13 protein-coding genes, 1 pseudogene and 1 riboswitch are annotated in these 17409 nt (G+C 57.4%); of the genes and pseudogenes, 7 read left to right on the top strand and 7 right to left on the bottom strand.

The window, feature by feature from the left end; genetic code table 11:
- Positions 1–409: hypothetical protein (locus Q0C48_RS11840; RefSeq protein WP_291524601.1), on the bottom strand; the 409-nt coding region annotated here is incomplete at its 3' end.
- Positions 410–412: 3 nt separating this feature from the next.
- Complete coding sequence (locus tag Q0C48_RS11835) at positions 413–1948, bottom strand: glucan biosynthesis protein (protein WP_291524599.1); 1536 nt, start codon at positions 1946–1948, stop codon at positions 413–415.
- Positions 1949–2354: 406 nt separating this feature from the next.
- Here Q0C48_RS11835 and Q0C48_RS11830 point away from each other — a divergent pair, with 406 nt between their 5' ends.
- Positions 2355–3773 carry an NAD(P)/FAD-dependent oxidoreductase gene (locus Q0C48_RS11830; protein WP_291524597.1) on the top strand — a complete coding sequence of 473 codons (1419 nt, stop codon included), beginning with the start codon at positions 2355–2357 and terminating at the stop codon, positions 3771–3773.
- Positions 3774–3776: 3 nt separating this feature from the next.
- Here the strand turns inward: Q0C48_RS11830 and Q0C48_RS11825 are convergent, their stop codons facing one another.
- Both Q0C48_RS11825 and Q0C48_RS11820 read right to left on the bottom strand, forming a co-directional pair.
- Positions 3777–4448: an alpha/beta fold hydrolase gene (locus Q0C48_RS11825; protein WP_291524595.1), complete on the bottom strand. Its 672-nt coding sequence runs from the start codon at positions 4446–4448 to the stop codon at positions 3777–3779.
- Positions 4432–5790: a sigma-54 dependent transcriptional regulator gene (locus Q0C48_RS11820; protein ID WP_291524593.1), complete on the bottom strand. Its 1359-nt coding sequence runs from the start codon at positions 5788–5790 to the stop codon at positions 4432–4434. The genes Q0C48_RS11825 and Q0C48_RS11820 overlap by 17 nt, the downstream gene beginning before the upstream one ends.
- A 297-nt stretch (positions 5791–6087) precedes the next feature.
- On the opposite strand from Q0C48_RS11820, the gene Q0C48_RS11815 reads away from it, so the two are divergent.
- Genes Q0C48_RS11815 through Q0C48_RS11800 form a run of 4 tightly spaced genes read left to right on the top strand, consistent with a single transcriptional unit; the run spans position 6088 to position 9883 of the window.
- Positions 6088–6822, top strand: a complete 735-nt coding sequence (locus Q0C48_RS11815; RefSeq protein ID WP_291524591.1) for an MBL fold metallo-hydrolase — start codon at positions 6088–6090, stop codon at positions 6820–6822.
- A gap of 10 nt (positions 6823–6832) precedes the next feature.
- Positions 6833–8473 carry a cytochrome ubiquinol oxidase subunit I gene (locus tag Q0C48_RS11810; RefSeq protein WP_291524589.1) on the top strand — a complete coding sequence of 547 codons (1641 nt, stop codon included), beginning with the start codon at positions 6833–6835 and terminating at the stop codon, positions 8471–8473.
- A gap of 60 nt (positions 8474–8533) precedes the next feature.
- Positions 8534–9667 carry a cytochrome d ubiquinol oxidase subunit II gene (gene cydB, locus Q0C48_RS11805; protein ID WP_291524587.1) on the top strand — a complete coding sequence of 378 codons (1134 nt, stop codon included), beginning with the start codon at positions 8534–8536 and terminating at the stop codon, positions 9665–9667.
- Between the two features lie 12 nt (positions 9668–9679).
- Entirely contained in the window at positions 9680–9883 is a 204-nt protein-coding gene (locus Q0C48_RS11800) for a hypothetical protein (RefSeq protein WP_291524586.1), read from the top strand.
- Between the two features lie 160 nt (positions 9884–10043).
- Here Q0C48_RS11800 and thiC read toward each other — a convergent pair whose 3' ends face one another.
- A complete protein-coding gene (gene thiC, locus Q0C48_RS11795; protein WP_366937049.1) occupies positions 10044–11906 on the bottom strand; it encodes a phosphomethylpyrimidine synthase ThiC in 1863 nt (620 codons plus the stop codon).
- Between the two features lie 94 nt (positions 11907–12000).
- A riboswitch (TPP riboswitch) is annotated at positions 12001–12094 on the bottom strand.
- Positions 12095–12241: 147 nt separating this feature from the next.
- Here thiC and Q0C48_RS11790 point away from each other — a divergent pair.
- On the top strand, positions 12242–13834 hold the full coding sequence (locus tag Q0C48_RS11790) for an ABC-F family ATPase (RefSeq protein ID WP_291524582.1): 1593 nt from the start codon (positions 12242–12244) through the stop codon (positions 13832–13834).
- A gap of 12 nt (positions 13835–13846) precedes the next feature.
- Here Q0C48_RS11790 and Q0C48_RS11785 read toward each other — a convergent pair whose 3' ends face one another.
- Together Q0C48_RS11785 and Q0C48_RS11780 are read right to left on the bottom strand one after the other, a co-directional pair.
- Complete coding sequence (locus Q0C48_RS11785; RefSeq protein ID WP_291524580.1) at positions 13847–14155, bottom strand: hypothetical protein; 309 nt, start codon at positions 14153–14155, stop codon at positions 13847–13849.
- The gene (locus Q0C48_RS11780; protein WP_291524579.1) at positions 14139–15590 is read right to left on the bottom strand and encodes a phosphomannomutase; all 1452 of its coding nucleotides are present in this window, start codon (positions 15588–15590) and stop codon (positions 14139–14141) included. Before Q0C48_RS11780 ends, Q0C48_RS11785 begins: the two co-directional genes overlap by 17 nt.
- Positions 15591–15769: 179 nt before the next feature.
- Between Q0C48_RS11780 and Q0C48_RS11775 the strand changes: the two are divergent.
- Positions 15770–17409: pseudogene (locus Q0C48_RS11775) on the top strand (damage-inducible protein); the annotation flags it as partial.

The raw sequence follows: 17409 nt of genomic DNA, 5'->3' as shown, positions 1-17409 counted from the left end.
GATTCAAAGGCCGCGAGGCCATGCTCGACCGCACAATAGCCGGGGCTACCTGACGCTGCAACCAACGGCAGGACTTGCCGTCATGGGTTTCGCCCACGGGCAGATTGAGAGACAGATCCAGACGCGCATCCAGTTCATCACCATCCGTCAGGGTCGCCAGGGCCATGTGCAGGCTTGCGAAAGCGCGCGCATAAAGCGCTTCGCCTTCCATGTCGGCGCCGCACTGCTGCGCGATCACCTGCCCGCGAATCCACAGCCGCTGGGCATCCGTCAAAGACAGGCGGGCGATATACTGCTCCACACGGGCCAGCACCGGGGCATTGCTTGCGACGACCATGGCCTCCGCTGTCAATCCCGCCAGCAGTTCACCCGCGGGATTGACGCTGTAGCTTGATTCATCTTTAAACATTACCTACTCCTTTGCCACATGTAAGAGATATGTCCAGGTATTACTCATCACCTGATTGTTCAGGGTTAAAAAACACCGCACGTTACTGGGTGAATCCGGTTGCGGCTGAATGACCGCAATCACCCGCCAGAAATGATCATCTTTCTCCCATTCCAGCTTCTGACTAAGAATTTTCGCGCCATTTCCCGCATCAAGATGGAGCTGCACGGGTGCAGTCCCCGGCAGTTTAGTGAGTGCACCACCCGCAAAATCAATCACCACCGTCCGCGCGCCAGGCACTTTCGCATCATCGCCCAAATAGGTACCCACTGGATGCGGCAGCGGGATCAGACCGTGGTTGTTGAGGAAAAAGCGCAGGGTATAGGCGAAGTGCAGGGGCGTTTTGGGCGCCGGCTCATGTTCTGGCACCCAGAACACCGCAATATTATCCATATCGCGGTTGTTGGTGGGCAGCTCCACCAAACGCACTTGCCCCTTGCCCCAGTCACCGTCGGGCTGAACCCAAACGCTGGGACGTCGCTGATAGTTAGTCTCAATCCCCTCATACGCGGAGAAGTGGCGATCCTCCTGAATCAGACCGAAACCCTCGGGGTGATCCATGTCGTAAGTGGTGGTCTGGATGTGCAGGGGGTTATCTATGGGCCGGGTGATCCATTCGCCATTGCCGTTGGCCATGACCAGGTCGCTGGAGTCGTGCTGCGCCGGGTGCCAGTCACCCGCAGTGACACCACGCCCATGCCCGTGCCAGTACATGCTGGTCAGGGGCGCCAGCTCCAGCACCTGTACCGGCTTGCGCAGGTAAATGGTGGCATCGACATGTACCGTGCTGCTGTCACCCGGCTGGATGGTGAAGCGATAGGCGCCCGTCGCTACCGGACTGTCCATCAGCGCGTAGACCACCATCTGGGTATCGCCCGCCTTGGGCCGCACCAGCCAGAATTGTTTGAAGTAAGGGAAGATTTCGCCGGAAGGCTGGGCCGTGTCGATGCCGAGGCCTCGTGCCGACGTCCCGTAGATGGCATCTTTACCCACAGCGCGGAAATACGTGGCGCCGAGGAAGGAGATGAACTCGTTGTGATGAGGCGGCGTATCGAGCGGTGCGAGCAGACGGAAACCTGAGTAACCGAGTTCGCTGGGGATATCTTTGGGTACGTTCAGATCGCCAAAACTGAAATGCTCCAGCGTAAAGGGAACTGGCCGCACCACACCGTTCACAACGCTGCGGATAACCACTGGGCGGTGAAACCAAGAGCCGGGCAGATAAAACTGTGCTTCAAACGGCACATTGTCGCCACGCCAGAGCGGCGAAACATCCTGAATCTGCGCATACTGTTCTGGAGTGAGGTCCTTCAGAAAAGCCGGAATGGGTAGCGGCTTCGCATCATAAGCGCTATCCACCAGCGCTTTGGCCTTAGTCTCCACCGTGGTCATGCTAAACTCAGCAGCATACACAGGCAGTGTCATAGCCCATCCTGCCAACCCAAGCAGGGCGGCGGAAAGTAGCTTTAGTAATAAGTGATTGCGGCGATAAATATTCATATTGAGGAGTTAAGCAAGGCCTGTGCCAAGTTGTTATCTATATGTTTTTATAATAATAATTATCACCCTGAGGTTATTTTTGTCGCCTGTGCCCGACGCTTTTTAGGGAGATAGGCCGTGAATCAATCGCTCGGGAGGATGCAGTTGTGCAGATAGGTTTCAAGCAGTCTTCATAGCTCACTGAAAATATTATATTATCGCAGAAGACTAATAGATTATGCCCATAAACGATGCATTTCCGCTATTAAAGATAGCGATGGGTGGTCGTCGCCGATAAACAACAACGCAATTTATGGTCCGATGGCTGCTCTGCAGCAGGGCTTATAAGCTCGGGAAATAGCGACTTGCGGTAAACATGAGCAATAACCTGATAAATGATTCTTACTGAATTGAAAAAGAGGAACTAATGAGCACTAGTAACTATGACATCACGATTATCGGTAGCGGCCCGGGCGGCTATCGCGCAGCGGTGCTGGCCACACTGAGAGGTAAAAAAGCCGCGATCATCGAAAAGCAGACCTGGGGTGGCACCTGCCTGAATCGCGGCTGCGTCCCCAAAAAGGACTGGCATGAGACGGCAAAGTGGATCGAGCAAAGTCGTCATTTCGAAAAGCGGGGTGTTGTGGGTTCGGCGCTCACAGGAGATATGGCACAAGCCTGGCGGCACCAGCATCAGGTGGTCGAGACAGTGCGCACCAGCTATGTCGATTATCTGAAACGTCTCGGCGTTCATCTCTATAATGGCACTGGCCGCTTCCTGGATCCGCAGCGCATTCAAATCCAAGGCGCTGAGGGCCTGACGGAAATCCACACGGAAACCACCATCATCGCCACCGGCTCCGCGCCTTCGTTGCCCGCGGGGATTGCCGCCGTACCTGGCAAGGTACTGACTAGCGATATGCTCTATGACGACGGCGTCCCCAGCGGGGATCGGGTAATCCTGGTGGGCGGCGGGGTCATCGGCACCGAGTTCGCGTACATTTTTACCCAACTCGGCAAACAGGTAGAATGGCTGGTGCACTCCCCTTCCCTCGCCCATACCCAGTATTCACCGCAGGCCAAGGATGCGCTCAAAGCGGCGCTGGCGGCGCTGAATATCCATCCACAAGCGGGATTCAAGATCGCCCGCATTGAGACGGCAGGCGATGGAGTGAAGATCTTCAATGACCAGGGGGAGTCGGTTCAGAGCGATTGGGTGCTGCTCGCTACTGGGCGCCATGCCTTTACGGAGGGATTGGGACTGGAAAACACCGGCGTCACCCTGGATGATCGCGGATTTGTACGGACCAACACCATGCTGGAGACGGAAGAGCCAGGCATTTATGCCATTGGCGATGCGGTCGGCCCGATCATGAATGCCAATCAGGCCCTTAGCGATGCCCAGATAGTCATCCACAACCTGCTCAGCAAAGAAAAGCAAGAACGTGATCCGCTCTGGGTACCGGAACTGGTTTATTCGGCGGTGGAACTGGCGCGCATCGGCATGGATGATGAGGCAGCGGAAGACCAGGGCTTTGAACCAGCGGTGGGGTTCGCCGCTTTTGAGACTTCACCGCGCGCACTCGGGCAGGATGATAGCACAGGTTTCGTGCGCTTGTTGGCGGACATGGATAGCGGCGAATTACTCGGCGGTGAAATTGTCGGCCGCGATGCTGGCGAACTGATTCATCTGCTCGCCAGTAGTGGCGACCGCGATGAGGCCCTGCGCAAGATCGTCGAAACCCGCGTCAACCACCCCTCGCGCGCGGAGGAACTGGTGAATGCCACCGAAACGCTGGCGGCGCGGTGGGGTCTGGAAGAGCAGATTTTTGGGACGACAGATTAACGGTTACCGAGTCTGAGGGTCGGCAATGGCCTGAAGAAAGGTGCGCAAATCCAGCAGCTCATCCTCACAAAGCGTGTGGCCCATGGGATAGCGGTGTGCGCTTACGGCATAACCCAATGGCTCCATAATCTGCTGGGCAATTTCCATATAAGAAAGGGGCAAGACGGCATCCTGTTTCCCGTGCGCCCAAAATACCGGCGGTGACTCGGCCGTGGCTGCCGGCAGATGGGTGCGCAACGGCAGGTAGGCACTGAGGGCAAGCACTGCCTTGGTCGTGTAACTGGCATGCAAGGTGGTATAGAGCGACATCGCGCCGCCCTGCGAGAATCCACCGAGAATGATAGACGATCCCTTGCCAGCCTCATGATCCAGCAGTGCGCTGATCCGCCTAGCCATGCCTTGTAATCCTTCCATATCTTCTGCGGAATGACTGTCGAAACCATAAATGTCATACCAGGCCCGCATCGGTCTGCCCCCGTTGATGCGTATCGGGCGCACCGGCGCATTGGGAAATACCCAGCGGAAGCGACCTTCCGGGTCTACAAAGTCTGCTACCCCGGCGAGGTCTTCCATGGAGGCACCGAGGCCATGCAGGAGCACAATGCAAGGAGCGCCCGTTTCGCGACCAGGGCGTGTCAGCAAACCCTCCGGCCAGACATCATGGCTCAACGGCATGTTCGCTATTACTCCTCAGTGCATCCAATTTACGATATAAGGTGCGTTCGCTTACGCCCAGACGTTGCGCCAGGCTGCGGCGATCCCCGCCGTGACTTTCCCGTGCCCAGCGCAGATATTGCTCTTCCAGTTCCGCCAGCGGAATAATTTCCTCAATGCCTGGTACGGAGGATTGCCTGGCGGATACAGCCTTTGCCGGGCTGAGTGCCTGCTCTGGCAGATGTTGAAGATTTGCGGGCAGGTGCTCGGGGAGAATCCAGACATCGTCAGCCAGCAGTGCGGCACGCTCAAGGATGTTGCGCAGCTCACGAATATTACCCGGATAATCATAGCGTCGCAGCAGATCCAGCGCGTCGGCGTGAAGATGCAGGCCCTTGGCCACCGACAAACGTTGCAGAATGGCTTCCGCCAACAGGGGGATATCGTCCAGGCGCTCACGCAGGGCGGGCAACACCACCGGAAAGGTATTCAACCGATAATATAGATCCTGCCGGAACCGCTCCTCCGCGACCATTCTTTCTAATGGGCGGTGGGTAGCCGAGATCAGACGGAACTGCGAGCGAATCGGCTCCACGCCCCCCACCCGCCGGAAATGACCCGTTTCCAGCAGGCGCAGGAGTTTTACCTGCAGGCTAAGAGGAATATCGCCGACTTCATCCAGAAAAAGGGTACCGCCATTAGCCGCTTCTACCAGGCCAATTTTGCGCGAATGCGCACCGGTAAATGCCCCTTTCTCATAGCCGAATAGCTCACTCTCGAAGAGGGTTTCGGGCAACCCCGAGCAATCCACCGCCACGAAGGGCCCGTTACGACCACGACTGGCCTGATGTACAGCCGCGGCAGCCAACTCCTTACCCGTGCCAGACTCCCCGAGCAGCAATATCGCGGCATCACTGGGGGCCGCCCGTCGGATAAGCGTGGTAACGTCCCGCCAGGCGGAGGAATTGCCGACCATGGCTGGGGCGGATTGCACAGCCGACTGCGGCATGAGGACCAAAAGTTCGAGAAAATACACGACCTCAGCGTTATCGTTGCGGATGGGGTACAGATCAATTTGGGCGTTTCCGGAGGTACCGCTATGCACCACATGCTGACTATTACCACAATGCTGACACGCATCAAGGGGGCAGTGGTTGCCTCCCTGACGACAGACGTAACCCGCCTCTGCCATGATCTCGTAACAAAGCCGCCCCTGTAAGGGCTTGCCATCACCGAAGACTCGCCGATAGGTCTGATTGGCGGCAAGGACCGTGTAATCGGCACAAAGCAACACCGCCGGAGCACTAAAGCAGTCCAACAGCGATGTCATTTCCGGTCGTAACTGCTTGAGTAAATCGGTCATGGCCCCTCCTTATCGCACCCCACACGCCGGATCCGTCCTCTGCGCGACGAGCAAATCCCCAAGCGTATGCCAATTATAGCAGCCTCTGCCAATTCGTCTATGCCATTTTTGGCAGTCTTACCGAGACGCAGACTGACCCGGAGCCGGAGTGACGCTCGAAAATCTTTATAAGTAAAACATAATATTTTGTTTTATTACTACATTATCAAAAAGCGTTTTACCTCTAACACACGATAAAATAATGGCATAGCGATTGCTAATGATCCGATGTCCATACATTCGACAGGGACGGGCGACATGATATTCAGACAACTATGCACCCCCAAAGGCGGCCACCTGAGCTATCTGCTGGGCGACCCCGTTACGCGCGAGTCCATCATCATTGACCCCATGCCTGCACATGTTGACACTCTGGAGGCATTCATGGCCGAGCGCGGCCTCAAACTGCGCTACATTTTGCAGACCCACCATGAACCCGCGCATATCACCGCCGCCACCGTGCTGAAAAAAGATAGCGGCGCCAGGATCGTTGTCCATGAAAGCGCGGCCGATGAACACATCGACCTGCGCCTGCGTCACGGCGATGTCCTATACTTTGGAGAAGAAAGTCTGCGGGTTCTGCACACCCCTGGACTCAGTCCCTGCGCTGTCACCTACTGGTGGGAGGATCGCTTGTTCACCGGGATGACCTTGCTGGCCACGGGCACCGCGCCCAGCACTAACCAGAACGATTTGCAAACCCTTTATCACAGCATCACCCACCGTTTACTCAGTTTCCCGGGGGAAACCCTGATCTACCCCGGCCTGGAAAGTAAAGGCCGGCGCCTCACCAGCATCGAAGAGCTCCGCCGCAAAGACAATTGGTTAAATAATCAACGGGGTAAAGGTGCATTCTTACGCAGTTGTGCGCTTTTGCTACCGGAGAAGACCCCAGTAGAAGTAACCCGTAAAAATGATGTGAAGGAAATCGAGGCACAGGAAGAAGATGTGCACCATTACATGCCCGGTCGGGACATTCCGGCTTCTTTGTAGGAGGTAATTCATGGACATGTTGATCAATCCCACGGTGGTGGAGCTATCGCGCCTGCAGTTCGCGCTGACCGCTCTCTACCACTTCTTATTTGTACCACTCACCCTGGGCATGACCTTTATTCTGGCCACCATGGAAACGGTGTATGTCATCACCGGTAAACAGATTTACAAAGAAATGACCCAGTTCTGGGGCAAACTCTTCGGCATTAACTTTGCCCTGGGTGTTGCCACCGGTCTGACCATGGAGTTTGAATTCGGGACCAACTGGTCCATGTATTCCCACTTCGTGGGCGATATTTTCGGCACCCCGCTGGCTATCGAAGGGCTGATGGCCTTCTTCATGGAGTCCACCTTCGTCGGTGTGATGTTCTTTGGCTGGGAGCGCATGAGCCGCAAGGCACATCTAGTCGTTACCTATTTAGTCGCATTGGGTTCGAACCTTTCTGCATTGTGGATTCTGATTGCCAACGGTTTTATGCAGGACCCGCAGGGCGGCACTTTTGATCCCAATACCATGCGGATGCAATTTTCCAGCTTTATTGAATTGATCTTCAACCCCGATGCGCAGGCCAAGTTTGTCCATACGTCCATCGCAGGTTTTGTGACCGGCTCCATGTTCGTCATGGGCATTAGCGCTTATTACATGCTGACCAACAAGCGGAAAGATATGGCGTTGCGATCCTTCCGTATCGCCACGCTGTTCGGGGTGATTTCCAGCATCGGCGTAATTACCCTGGGTGACGCCCTGGGCTACATTGACGGTCAGAAACAACCCACCAAGCTGGCGGCCATGGAAGCCATCTGGAACACGGATTACAATACCGTCTCTGCTTCCTGGAACCTTATCGCCATCCCCAGCCGTAGCGAGCAGAAGAACATTTTCGAGGTTTCCATCCCTTATATACTTACGCCGCTACTGACCCACTCCGAAACCACGGTGATTCCGGGCATTATCCAGTTGGAGCAAGAAGCCAAGCCGAAGATCGTGAATGGCATCAAGGCCATGATTGCCCTGAAAGAATACAACCTGGATCGCAGCAATACCCAGGCACTGTCCACCTTCAAGCAGTATGAAAATGATATGGGCTACGGTTTCCTGGCCATGCAATTTGCGCCTGATCAGGACCTCAAGAAGATCAACGCCACCAATCTGCCCAGTGTTCTGGACAAGACCGCGAAGGATACCATCCCCAATGTATGGGTAGAATTCTGGGCCTTCCGCCTGATGGTCGCTGCAGGCTTCTTCATGCTCGCCCTCTTCGCTTTCGCGGCTTATTTCAGCCTGAAAAACGAAATTGAGAAACACCCCACCCTGCTGAAACTGGCGATGTGGAGCATTCCCTTGCCTTGGGTAGCCTGCGAGTTCGGTTGGATCACCGCCGAAAATGGTCGTCAGCCGTGGACTGTATTTGGCTGGCTGCCCACCTTCGTCTCCGCTTCCAGCCACAGCGTCGGCTACATGGTGTTCTCGCTTATCGGGTTCACCCTGTTGTACAGCTCTTTCATCGCGGCAGAGCTCTACCTGATGTTCAAATACGCCCGTCTGGGTCCGCAGGATGATCATCATGGTCATGGTCATGGTTCCGCGCCTGCGGGTGGCGGCATGGCGGGTCAGCCGGTGTTTGCCAAACCCAGCATGGATCGCAAGTAACGCCTGCGTGATGAATCAAGGGGGGGTTGATTTACCCCCCGACTGAATGGAGAGCACAAGATGGATGCTTACATATATTTAAAGATATTCTGGTTCCTGATTCTGGGAATCCTGTTGATGGGCCTCGCTATCATGGTCGGTATGGATATGGGCGTTGGCACCCTGATGCGCTTTGTCGGCAAAACCGACGGCGAACGCCGCGAAGCACTGAACATCGTTGGCCCGCACTGGGACGGTAATCAGGTGTGGTTCATTCTTGGCGGTGGCGCGATTTTCGCGGCCTTTCCAACCCTCTATGCGACGTCTTTTTCGGTCTTCTACATCGTCATGATTCTCCTGCTGTTCAGCATGATCATGCGCCCTGTCGCCTTTGAATACCGTTCCAAGGTGCCTAGTCATCGCTGGCGCGACTCCTGGGACTGGGTCTTTCTCATTTCCGGTGCCCTGCCCATGATTGTTTACGGGGCTGCCATGGGGAATATTCTTGAGGGTGTCGGCTTTCACTTCGGCTGGGACGGCCAGTATTACCAGACCGAGTCTTTCATCTGGTATCTGCTGAATCCTTTTGCGATTCTCTGCGGCGTACTGTCACTGAGCCTGGCCATCTATCAGGGCGGTACCATGCTCATGATCCGTGGTAGCGGTGCGCTGTATGACCGGGCACGAAATTACGCCAGTGTGGGCGGCGTTGCCGCGCTGGTACTCTTCGTTATCGGTGGCTTCATGGTATCCGGCATGAAGGGTTTCCAACTGATCACTGGTGATCCGGGTATGCCCGCCAATCCGGTTAGCGGCCAGACGGTCACCCTCGCGAATGGGGCGTGGATGGCTAATTATTCCGCCCACCCCATTCTCTGGCTGGTGCCCTTGCTGGGTTTGGCTGGCATGGTCCTGGGCGTGCTCGCGCTGCGCGCCAACAAACCCACCCTCGGCTGGTGGATGGGTGCGCTGGCCTGGATCGGTACGATCGGGGCAGTGGGCACTTCCATGTTCCCCTTCCTGATGCCATCCACGGACAACATCAACCAGAGCCTCACGGTCTGGAACAGTACGGGCAGTGAATATAACCTGATCTGGATGACCATCTTCGGCCTGATTTTCCTGCCTATCATCATCAGTTATACCACTTGGTGTTTCCGGGTGATGCGCGGCAAGGTGGCGGCACCCGACACGCAAGACGACCACGCTTATTAAGAGGAGGCGGACATGAAAAATTTGCTCACATTTATCGGGTTAGCGGCAATCATGGTGTTGTCCCTTTTTCTGGCGGTGATTACCGGCGACTACGGCCCCTGGTACTTTGCCTGGCTGGTAGGGACCACCATGGTGGTTCTTATCTCTGCTGCAGGTGCTATCATGTTTGACAGACAGGATGAAGAACAGCAGCAAAAGCAGGGTTCCATTCATTAGGAAACAAGGAGCTGTCTATGCATTATGTAGATCTGGAGGATTTCATCTTCTTTCTGCCATTCATTTACTTTAGTCTGGCAGGTATTGCTTACCTCTACACCAGAAAACGGTTCCGCTAAGCGGTATACCGTCGGAGGGGCCTTCAGGCCCCTTTCTTGTATTAACGCAGGTAGATATTCTTCCCCAGCCGCTTAAAGTCCTCTGCCTTTTCCTGCAGTCCTTCCATTCGGGCCGTCTCGATGTCTTCACCCTTGGATTGCGCGTATTCCTGCAAATCCTGGGAGATTTTCATGGAACAGAAATGAGGGCCACACATGGAACAGAAGTGCGCCGCCTTGGCGCCTTCCTGGGGCAAGGTTTCGTCGTGATATTCCCGCGCCTTTTCCGGGTCCAGTCCGAGGTGAAACTGGTCTTCCCAGCGGAATTCAAAACGCGCCTTGGACAAGGCGTTGTCCCGTACCTGCGCACCGGGATGCCCCTTGGCGAGGTCGGCGGCATGGGCGGCAATCTTGTAAGTGATGGCCCCTTCCCGCACGTCATTTTTGTCCGGCAGGCCGAGATGCTCCTTGGGCGTGACGTAGCAGAGCATGGCGGTGCCGTACCAGCCGATCTGCGCGGCGCCGATGGCGCTGGTGATATGGTCATAGCCGGGCGCGATGTCCGTGGTCAGCGGTCCCAGGGTGTAGAACGGGGCCTCGAAACAGTGCTGTAGCTCCTCGTCCATATTGGCCTTGATGAGTTGCATGGGGACATGGCCGGGGCCTTCAATCATGACCTGCACATCATGCTTCCAGGCGATCCGGGTGAGTTCACCCAGCGTGTGCAGCTCGGCAAACTGCGCCTCGTCATTGGCGTCGGCCAGCGAGCCAGGGCGCAGGCCATCGCCGAGGGAAAAGCTCACGTCATAGGCCTTCATGATCTCGCAGATTTCTTCAAAATGGGTGTAGAGGAAGCTCTCCCGATGGTGGGCGAGACACCATTTGGCCATGATGGAACCACCACGCGACACGATGCCGGTAAGACGATTCGCCGTCAGCGGGACGTAACGCAGCAGGACGCCGGCATGGATGGTAAAATAATCGACACCCTGCTCCGCCTGCTCAATGAGTGTATCCCGGAACAAATCCCAGGTGAGGTCTTCGGCCTTACCATCGACCTTCTCCAGGGCCTGATAAATCGGCACGGTACCGATGGGTACTGGACTATTACGGATAATCCATTCGCGGGTTTCGTGAATGTGCCTGCCGGTGGATAAATCCATGACCGTGTCGGCGCCCCAACGAATCGACCAGACCATTTTTTCCACTTCTTCGGCAATGGACGAGGTGACCGCGGAGTTGCCGATATTGGCGTTGATCTTCACCAAAAAATTGCGGCCGATAATCATCGGCTCCAGCTCAGGGTGATTGATATTGGCGGGAATGATGGCGCGGCCCCGGGCGATTGCATCGCGCACAAATTCCGGGGTAATGGTGTCGGGGATCTGCGCACCGAAGGACTCGCCGCGATGGGCACGGAACAGCGCCGGATGGCTGGCACGCAAACGATCCAGACCCTGGTTTTCGCGGATGGCGACGAACTCCATCTCGGGGGTGATGATACCGCGCCGCGCATAGTGCATCTGGGAGACATTGCCGCCGTTGGCCGCCCGGCGAATTTCACGGCGATGATGAAACCGCAGATCCGCCGTGCGGACATCCGCCAGACGGGCGCGACCATAGGCGGAACTGGGCTCGGGGTGGCTTTCGATGGCGGTATCCGTCGGCGACCATTGCCAGCGCAGGGCGGGCAGGCCCGCATGAATATCGATGACCGCGTCCGGGTCGGTGTAGGGACCGCTGCAATCATAGACCGGGATGGCAGGATTGACTTCGAGGCTGCCGTCCCGCCTCCGGGAGTCGCTCTGCTGAATCTCCCGCAAGGGAATGCGCAATTCCGGGAACCGCGCGCCACTAAGGTAACGCTTGTGTGAGCCTGGAATCGGGCCGCAGGTTACCGCTGCGTCCTGCATAGTATTCACCATATCCGTGGGACGGGTAGCCATCAGTCATTCCTCCTAAAAATTTATCCGATTACTGCGGAACAAAATCGGGATGCGGGAGGAAAATGCGGACAGGCGTGCTGCGGTCGCGCTTCCCTACGCCGGCATAACCCGGATCAGGTTCCAAGGGTACCTCTCAGCCCACGACGTGGGCGCCCCTAGCGTTTATAACGATTCACTGAGCAAGGTACGGGAAGCTGAGTGAATCTGTCAAGTTAGTGCGCACCTTACGCAACGAAGAGTAGGACGCGCAACCCAGTTCAGTGCTATCATCGCGCCCGTCCATCAGCCCTGTTTGCCGTCTTTCGGAGTCGATCTTGCTCAGCACCGCCAATCTCACCATGCAATTCGGGGCCAAGGCCCTCTTTGAAAACGTCTCCGTCGAGTTTGGCAATGGCAACCGCTATGGCCTCATCGGGGCCAACGGCAGCGGCAAGACGACGCTGATGAAGATTCTCGGTGGCGATCTGGAGCCCAGTTCCGGACACGTCAGCCTGAGCAGTGGCGAGCGTTTGGGTAAGCTGCGCCAGGATCAGTTTGCCTTTGAGGACTGTACCGTACTAGACACGGTGATCATGGGTCACGCCGAGCTCTGGCGCGTCAAGCAGGAACGCGATCGCCTGTATGCCCTGCCGGAGATGACCGACGAAGAAGGGATGGCCGTGGCGCATGTGGAGGTGGAGTTTGCCGAGTTGGGCGGCTATGCGGCCGAGTCCCGGGCCGGGGAGTTGCTGAGTGGTGTGGGTATTCCGCTGGAGCAGCACAGCGGCTTGATGTCCGCGGTATCACCCGGCTGGAAACTGCGGGTATTGCTGGCGCAGGCGCTATTTGCCGACCCCGATATTCTGCTGCTGGACGAGCCGACCAATAACCTCGACATCCATACCATCCAGTGGCTGGAAGAACTCATCAGCAACATCAACAGCACCGTCATCATCATTTCCCATGACCGCCATTTTCTGAATAGCGTCTGCACCCACATGGCTGACCTGGATTACGGTGAATTACGCATTTATCCCGGCAATTATGATGAATATATGCAGGCTTCAACCCTGGTGCGGGATCAGTTGCTCGCCGATAATGACAAGAAAAAGGAGAAGATGGCCGAGTTGCAGGGCTTTGTGAGCCGCTTCTCCGCCAATGCCTCCAAGGCCAAGCAAGCGACTTCCCGCGCCCGTCAGTTAGAGAAAATCCAGCTCGAAGAGGTGAAGCCTTCCAGCCGGCAAAATCCCTATCTGGTCTTTAATCAGGAACGTAAACTCTATCGCAATGCCTTGGATGGGAAGGACCTGAGTAAATCCTTTGGCGATCTGCGCCTGTTTCATAAAATGCGTTTGCATGTCGAAGCGGGCGAACGGATTGCGATTATCGGCTCCAATGGCCTGGGCAAAACCACCCTGTTGCGTTGTCTGATGGGCGAATTGACCACCGATGCTGGCGAAATAAAATGGGCGGAGAATGCGCGTATCGGTTACTTCGCCCAGGATTATGCCCCGGAATTTGCGGAGGATATGACGCTTTTCGACTGGATGTGCCAGTGGCGCGGTGAGCGCGATGATGACCAGGTGATCCGCGGTGTGCTGGGCCGCCTGCTCTTCGGGCAGGATCAGGTCAATCGTTCAGTCAAGGTGCTCTCCGGCGGCGAAAAGGGCCGGATGCTCTTCGGCAAGCTCACCCTGCAGAAACCCAATGTGCTGATTCTCGATGAGCCGACCAACCACCTGGATATGGAATCCATCGAGTCTCTCAACTCAGCCCTGGAAAAATACGACGGAACCTTGCTTTTTGTCAGTCATGACCGGGAATTTGTATCCTCACTGGCCACCCGCATCATCGAATTTACTCCGCGGGGCATTCAGGATTTCAAGGGGACCTATGAGGATTATCTACGCAGTCAGGGCATGGGCTGAAGAGGGGCAGAATTATTTTTTTCGGTAAAAGGGTTTCCACAGTCCGATAAAAAGTAAAACAACGCCGACCAGGAAAATTTCGCCGATCCATTTCCAGTGGACGACATTCAGCACGTCCGCGAGGTGCAACAGATTTTGCGCCTCGGCATCAACGCCATGGTGGACTGCCAGCTCCGCCACCGCGTTGGTTTTGAACACCACGCCCAGATAGCGCAGCACCATCAGCAACAGGTCCGCAATCAGCAGCCCGGCGCCGATATACACCCACCAGATGCGCGAGAAAGAGATGCGCCGCATCTGCCGCTCAGGCACGCCAGCCATTCATGACCTGTAACGCCGTGCGCAGCATGGTTTCGGCTTGCTCCGAGCTGTCGGCCTCAGTATAGCAGCGCAGTTCCGGCGCATTGCCCGAAGGCCGCAGATGAATGATGCCGCCCGGCGCGAGGGTCACCCGGATACCGTCCGTCAGATCCAGGTGCTGTGCGTCACCCGCGATTTCTCCGAAGGCAGCGTTGAAAGCCGCGAGATTCGCCACTTTGTTTTCGCCACGAAAAGCATCCAGGTAGCGCTGGCTCAGCGCCGTGGGAAAGTCCTGTAAACGGTCGCTGGCGGTATAACGGGGTGGCAGGTCGGCCAGCAAGGCGGCCAGAGGAATGCGCCGTTCCTGCGCCGCCGTCAGCACCGTCAACATGGGCAGAATCGCGTCGCGGGTAGGGAGCGGCACCAGGGTGCGGCCCTTACGGGTGAGCGGACTGCCCAGCAGAAAACCACCGTTTGCTTCATAACCACAGACGGGCACCTGTCCCTCCTGCAAAGCGCCCTGCATCGCCGCTATGACATAAGGGGAGCCAATCCGGGTGCGGCGGATTTCCGAAAAAAAGCCGGACAACTCCAGCGCCGTATTACTACTGACCGGCGTGACTACCGTATGGGCGCCCAAGGCATGGGCCGTCAGAATCCCCAGCACATCACCGCGCCACCAGCGGCCTTCATGGTCAGCGATCATGGGACGGTCAGCGTCGCCGTCCGTGGTCAGGAGCGCATCGAGATGGTGCTCAGCCACCGCACGTTGCGCCAGAACCGTGTCTTCGGGGCGCAGGGCCTCGGTGTCCAGGGCCACAAAATCCGCAGAACGGCCCAGGGGCAGCACCTCGGCACCCAGCGACTCCAGCAGTGTCACCAGCAGATCACGGGCGACGCCGGAGTGCTGGTAAACGCCCAGTCGCCATCCGGCAAGACTGTCCGCGCCGAAAAAGTCCCGGTAACGCTGCTGATAGAGCGCCAGCCAGTGCGGGTCAGCGGCCGGCAAAACGGGTGGTTTGCGCAGCGCGCCCGCGTCGTCGAAAAGGGCTGCATCCACCGTCATATTCTGACGCAGGATCCCGGCCTCATCGGCCTTCATCAATTCCCCTTGGGGGCGGTTAAACTTGATGCCGTTGCGATCAAAGGGGATATGACTGCCGGTGACCATCAGCGATGGCACCCCCGCCGTCAGCCCCGCAAAAGCCAGTGCCGGTGCGGGGAGATATCCGGCAAACCCCGGTTGCCCGCCTTCCGCGAGGACAGCAGCCCAGGCCGCGGCCAGCATCGGCGGCGTGCTCGGACGCAGGTCGCCGCCCAGTATCACCGCATCCCCGGCGTGAAACTCGCCGATTTCCGCAAGATAGCGGAGAAAGGCTCGCGCATGTATAAAAACGACCTGATCCGTGAGATCCACCACCAGACCCCGCAACCCACTCGTCCCAAAAGCCGCCATCGCCCGCCTCTCTGTGCCCGCCGTTTCGCCCATGATAACGGCAAGGCGCTGGCGGGGATACTGGTGGACCGAATCGAACGGCTTCCCCTCCTACCCCCCGACTGTGTACTATCTGCGGTTTGTGCTGCGGCGTCGTCCGGGCGCATTTCCTGATCATGCTTACGCCACCGAGCAAACCCATGCCCACCAAGAACGACTGGATGAACTGGCACCGCGATGCCAGTACGATGCCCACGCTGGAGACGTACAGCTATGAAGACATCCGCAGTTGGCTGGGTGATCTGGAGATTCGCAAGGCCCAACCTTATCAGAAGTCCATCAGCCATCTGGAGCAGCGCGGCGGCACCGACCTCAGCGCCCTGGTGCAAGGCACGGCACGCAAGCCGTATCGGGTAGACATTCACCTCAGCCAGGGGCACCTGGTGACCCTGTGTACCTGCCCGGTGGGCAGTCGCTGCAAGCATGTCACGGCAGTGCTCCTAGCTCTGCTCGCCCAGCGCAGTCACACGGCGCCGACGCCGGTTTTGCGCCCCCATGTGATGCAATGGCTGAGCGAACTGCGCTCCCACCTGGAGCCGCCCAAACCCAAGCCCCCGACCACCACTTACGTCCTATACTGGCTGCTGGAACTGAACAACAGGCGCCACCAGGGTCCGGTACTCAGTTGTCACAAGGCCCGCCTGAACAAAACGGGAGAATGCACCGATCTCACCCACTGGTACAATTTTGAAGGCGCTTTACGGCGCCCACCCAGCTTTATTGACGAAACGGACCAACGTGCCTTGCGGCGCCTGCTGCTGGAAGACCCTTACGCCAGCCAAACCGGTGAATTTGACCTCGGCCCCCGCCATGGCGCCGCTGCGCTCACCTTGCTCGCGGGCACAGGGCGCCTCTTCGGCAACGCACTGACCAACCCGGCCCTGCGCCTGGGCGACAACCGGCCCGGCACTCTGACCTGGAACGTCAGCAAGGGTGGAGAGCAATATCCGGCATTGGCAACCACGCCACCCGCCAGCGGCTACCTGCCACTGGATATTGCCTGGTATCTGGATGGAGAAACCCAGGAAATCGGCCCGATCGACACGGATATGCCGGTCACCGTCCTGCGCGATCTGTTGCAGGCACCACCCCTCAATGCGCAAGAAGCCAGCCTTTTGCGTGAGGTGCTGGAACAGTCGGCGCCTGGCCTCCCCGCACCCGTGACCGATCCCGAACAGGAGTTACGGGAGATTGCTGCGCCTCTGCAAGCCCTGCTCTGGTGTGACACCCTGGCCCTCCTCGGCATTCAGGCACACCGCAACTATGCAGGCCAATGGAGCCCTACCTGCCGCTTCGACTATGCGCAACCCGCTTTTGTGTATGGTCCCGCACACATCGCCATAGACGACGACAGTGCCATCCAGACCCTCAATAATGGCGAAATGGTCCGCATAAAACGCGACACAGCAGCCGAAAAACGGGCGCTGCAGGCATTGGGTAAAACCGGCTTGAAGCCCGTCAAAGCCAGTATCTTCCACAGCCTGTCGCTGCTGCCGCATCCCATCTATGGCCTGGCCAGTGAGGCCGACTGGGACGGATTCATGACGACGGGCGTTGATGCACTCCGCGACCAAGGCTGGGAAGTGCGCTGGCCTGATGGCTTCCGCCACTACTTCCTGCAAGTGGACGAATGGGATATGCAGGTGGATGGCGCCGAAGAGGGCTGGCTGGGTCTGGATGTCGGCGTCGTGGTGGACGGCAAACGGCTGGCACTGGCCCCCCTGCTCGGCGCCCTCTTCACCCGCGATCCGCGCTGGCTGAATCCGGGTGGCCTCAGCAC

It is taken from the genome of Acidithiobacillus sp., assembly GCF_023255755.1.
GTDB lineage: Bacteria > Pseudomonadota > Gammaproteobacteria > Acidithiobacillales > Acidithiobacillaceae > Acidithiobacillus.
The sequence above is the reverse complement of the archived record's forward strand: the minus strand, read 5'-3'. Positions and strand labels throughout refer to the sequence as shown.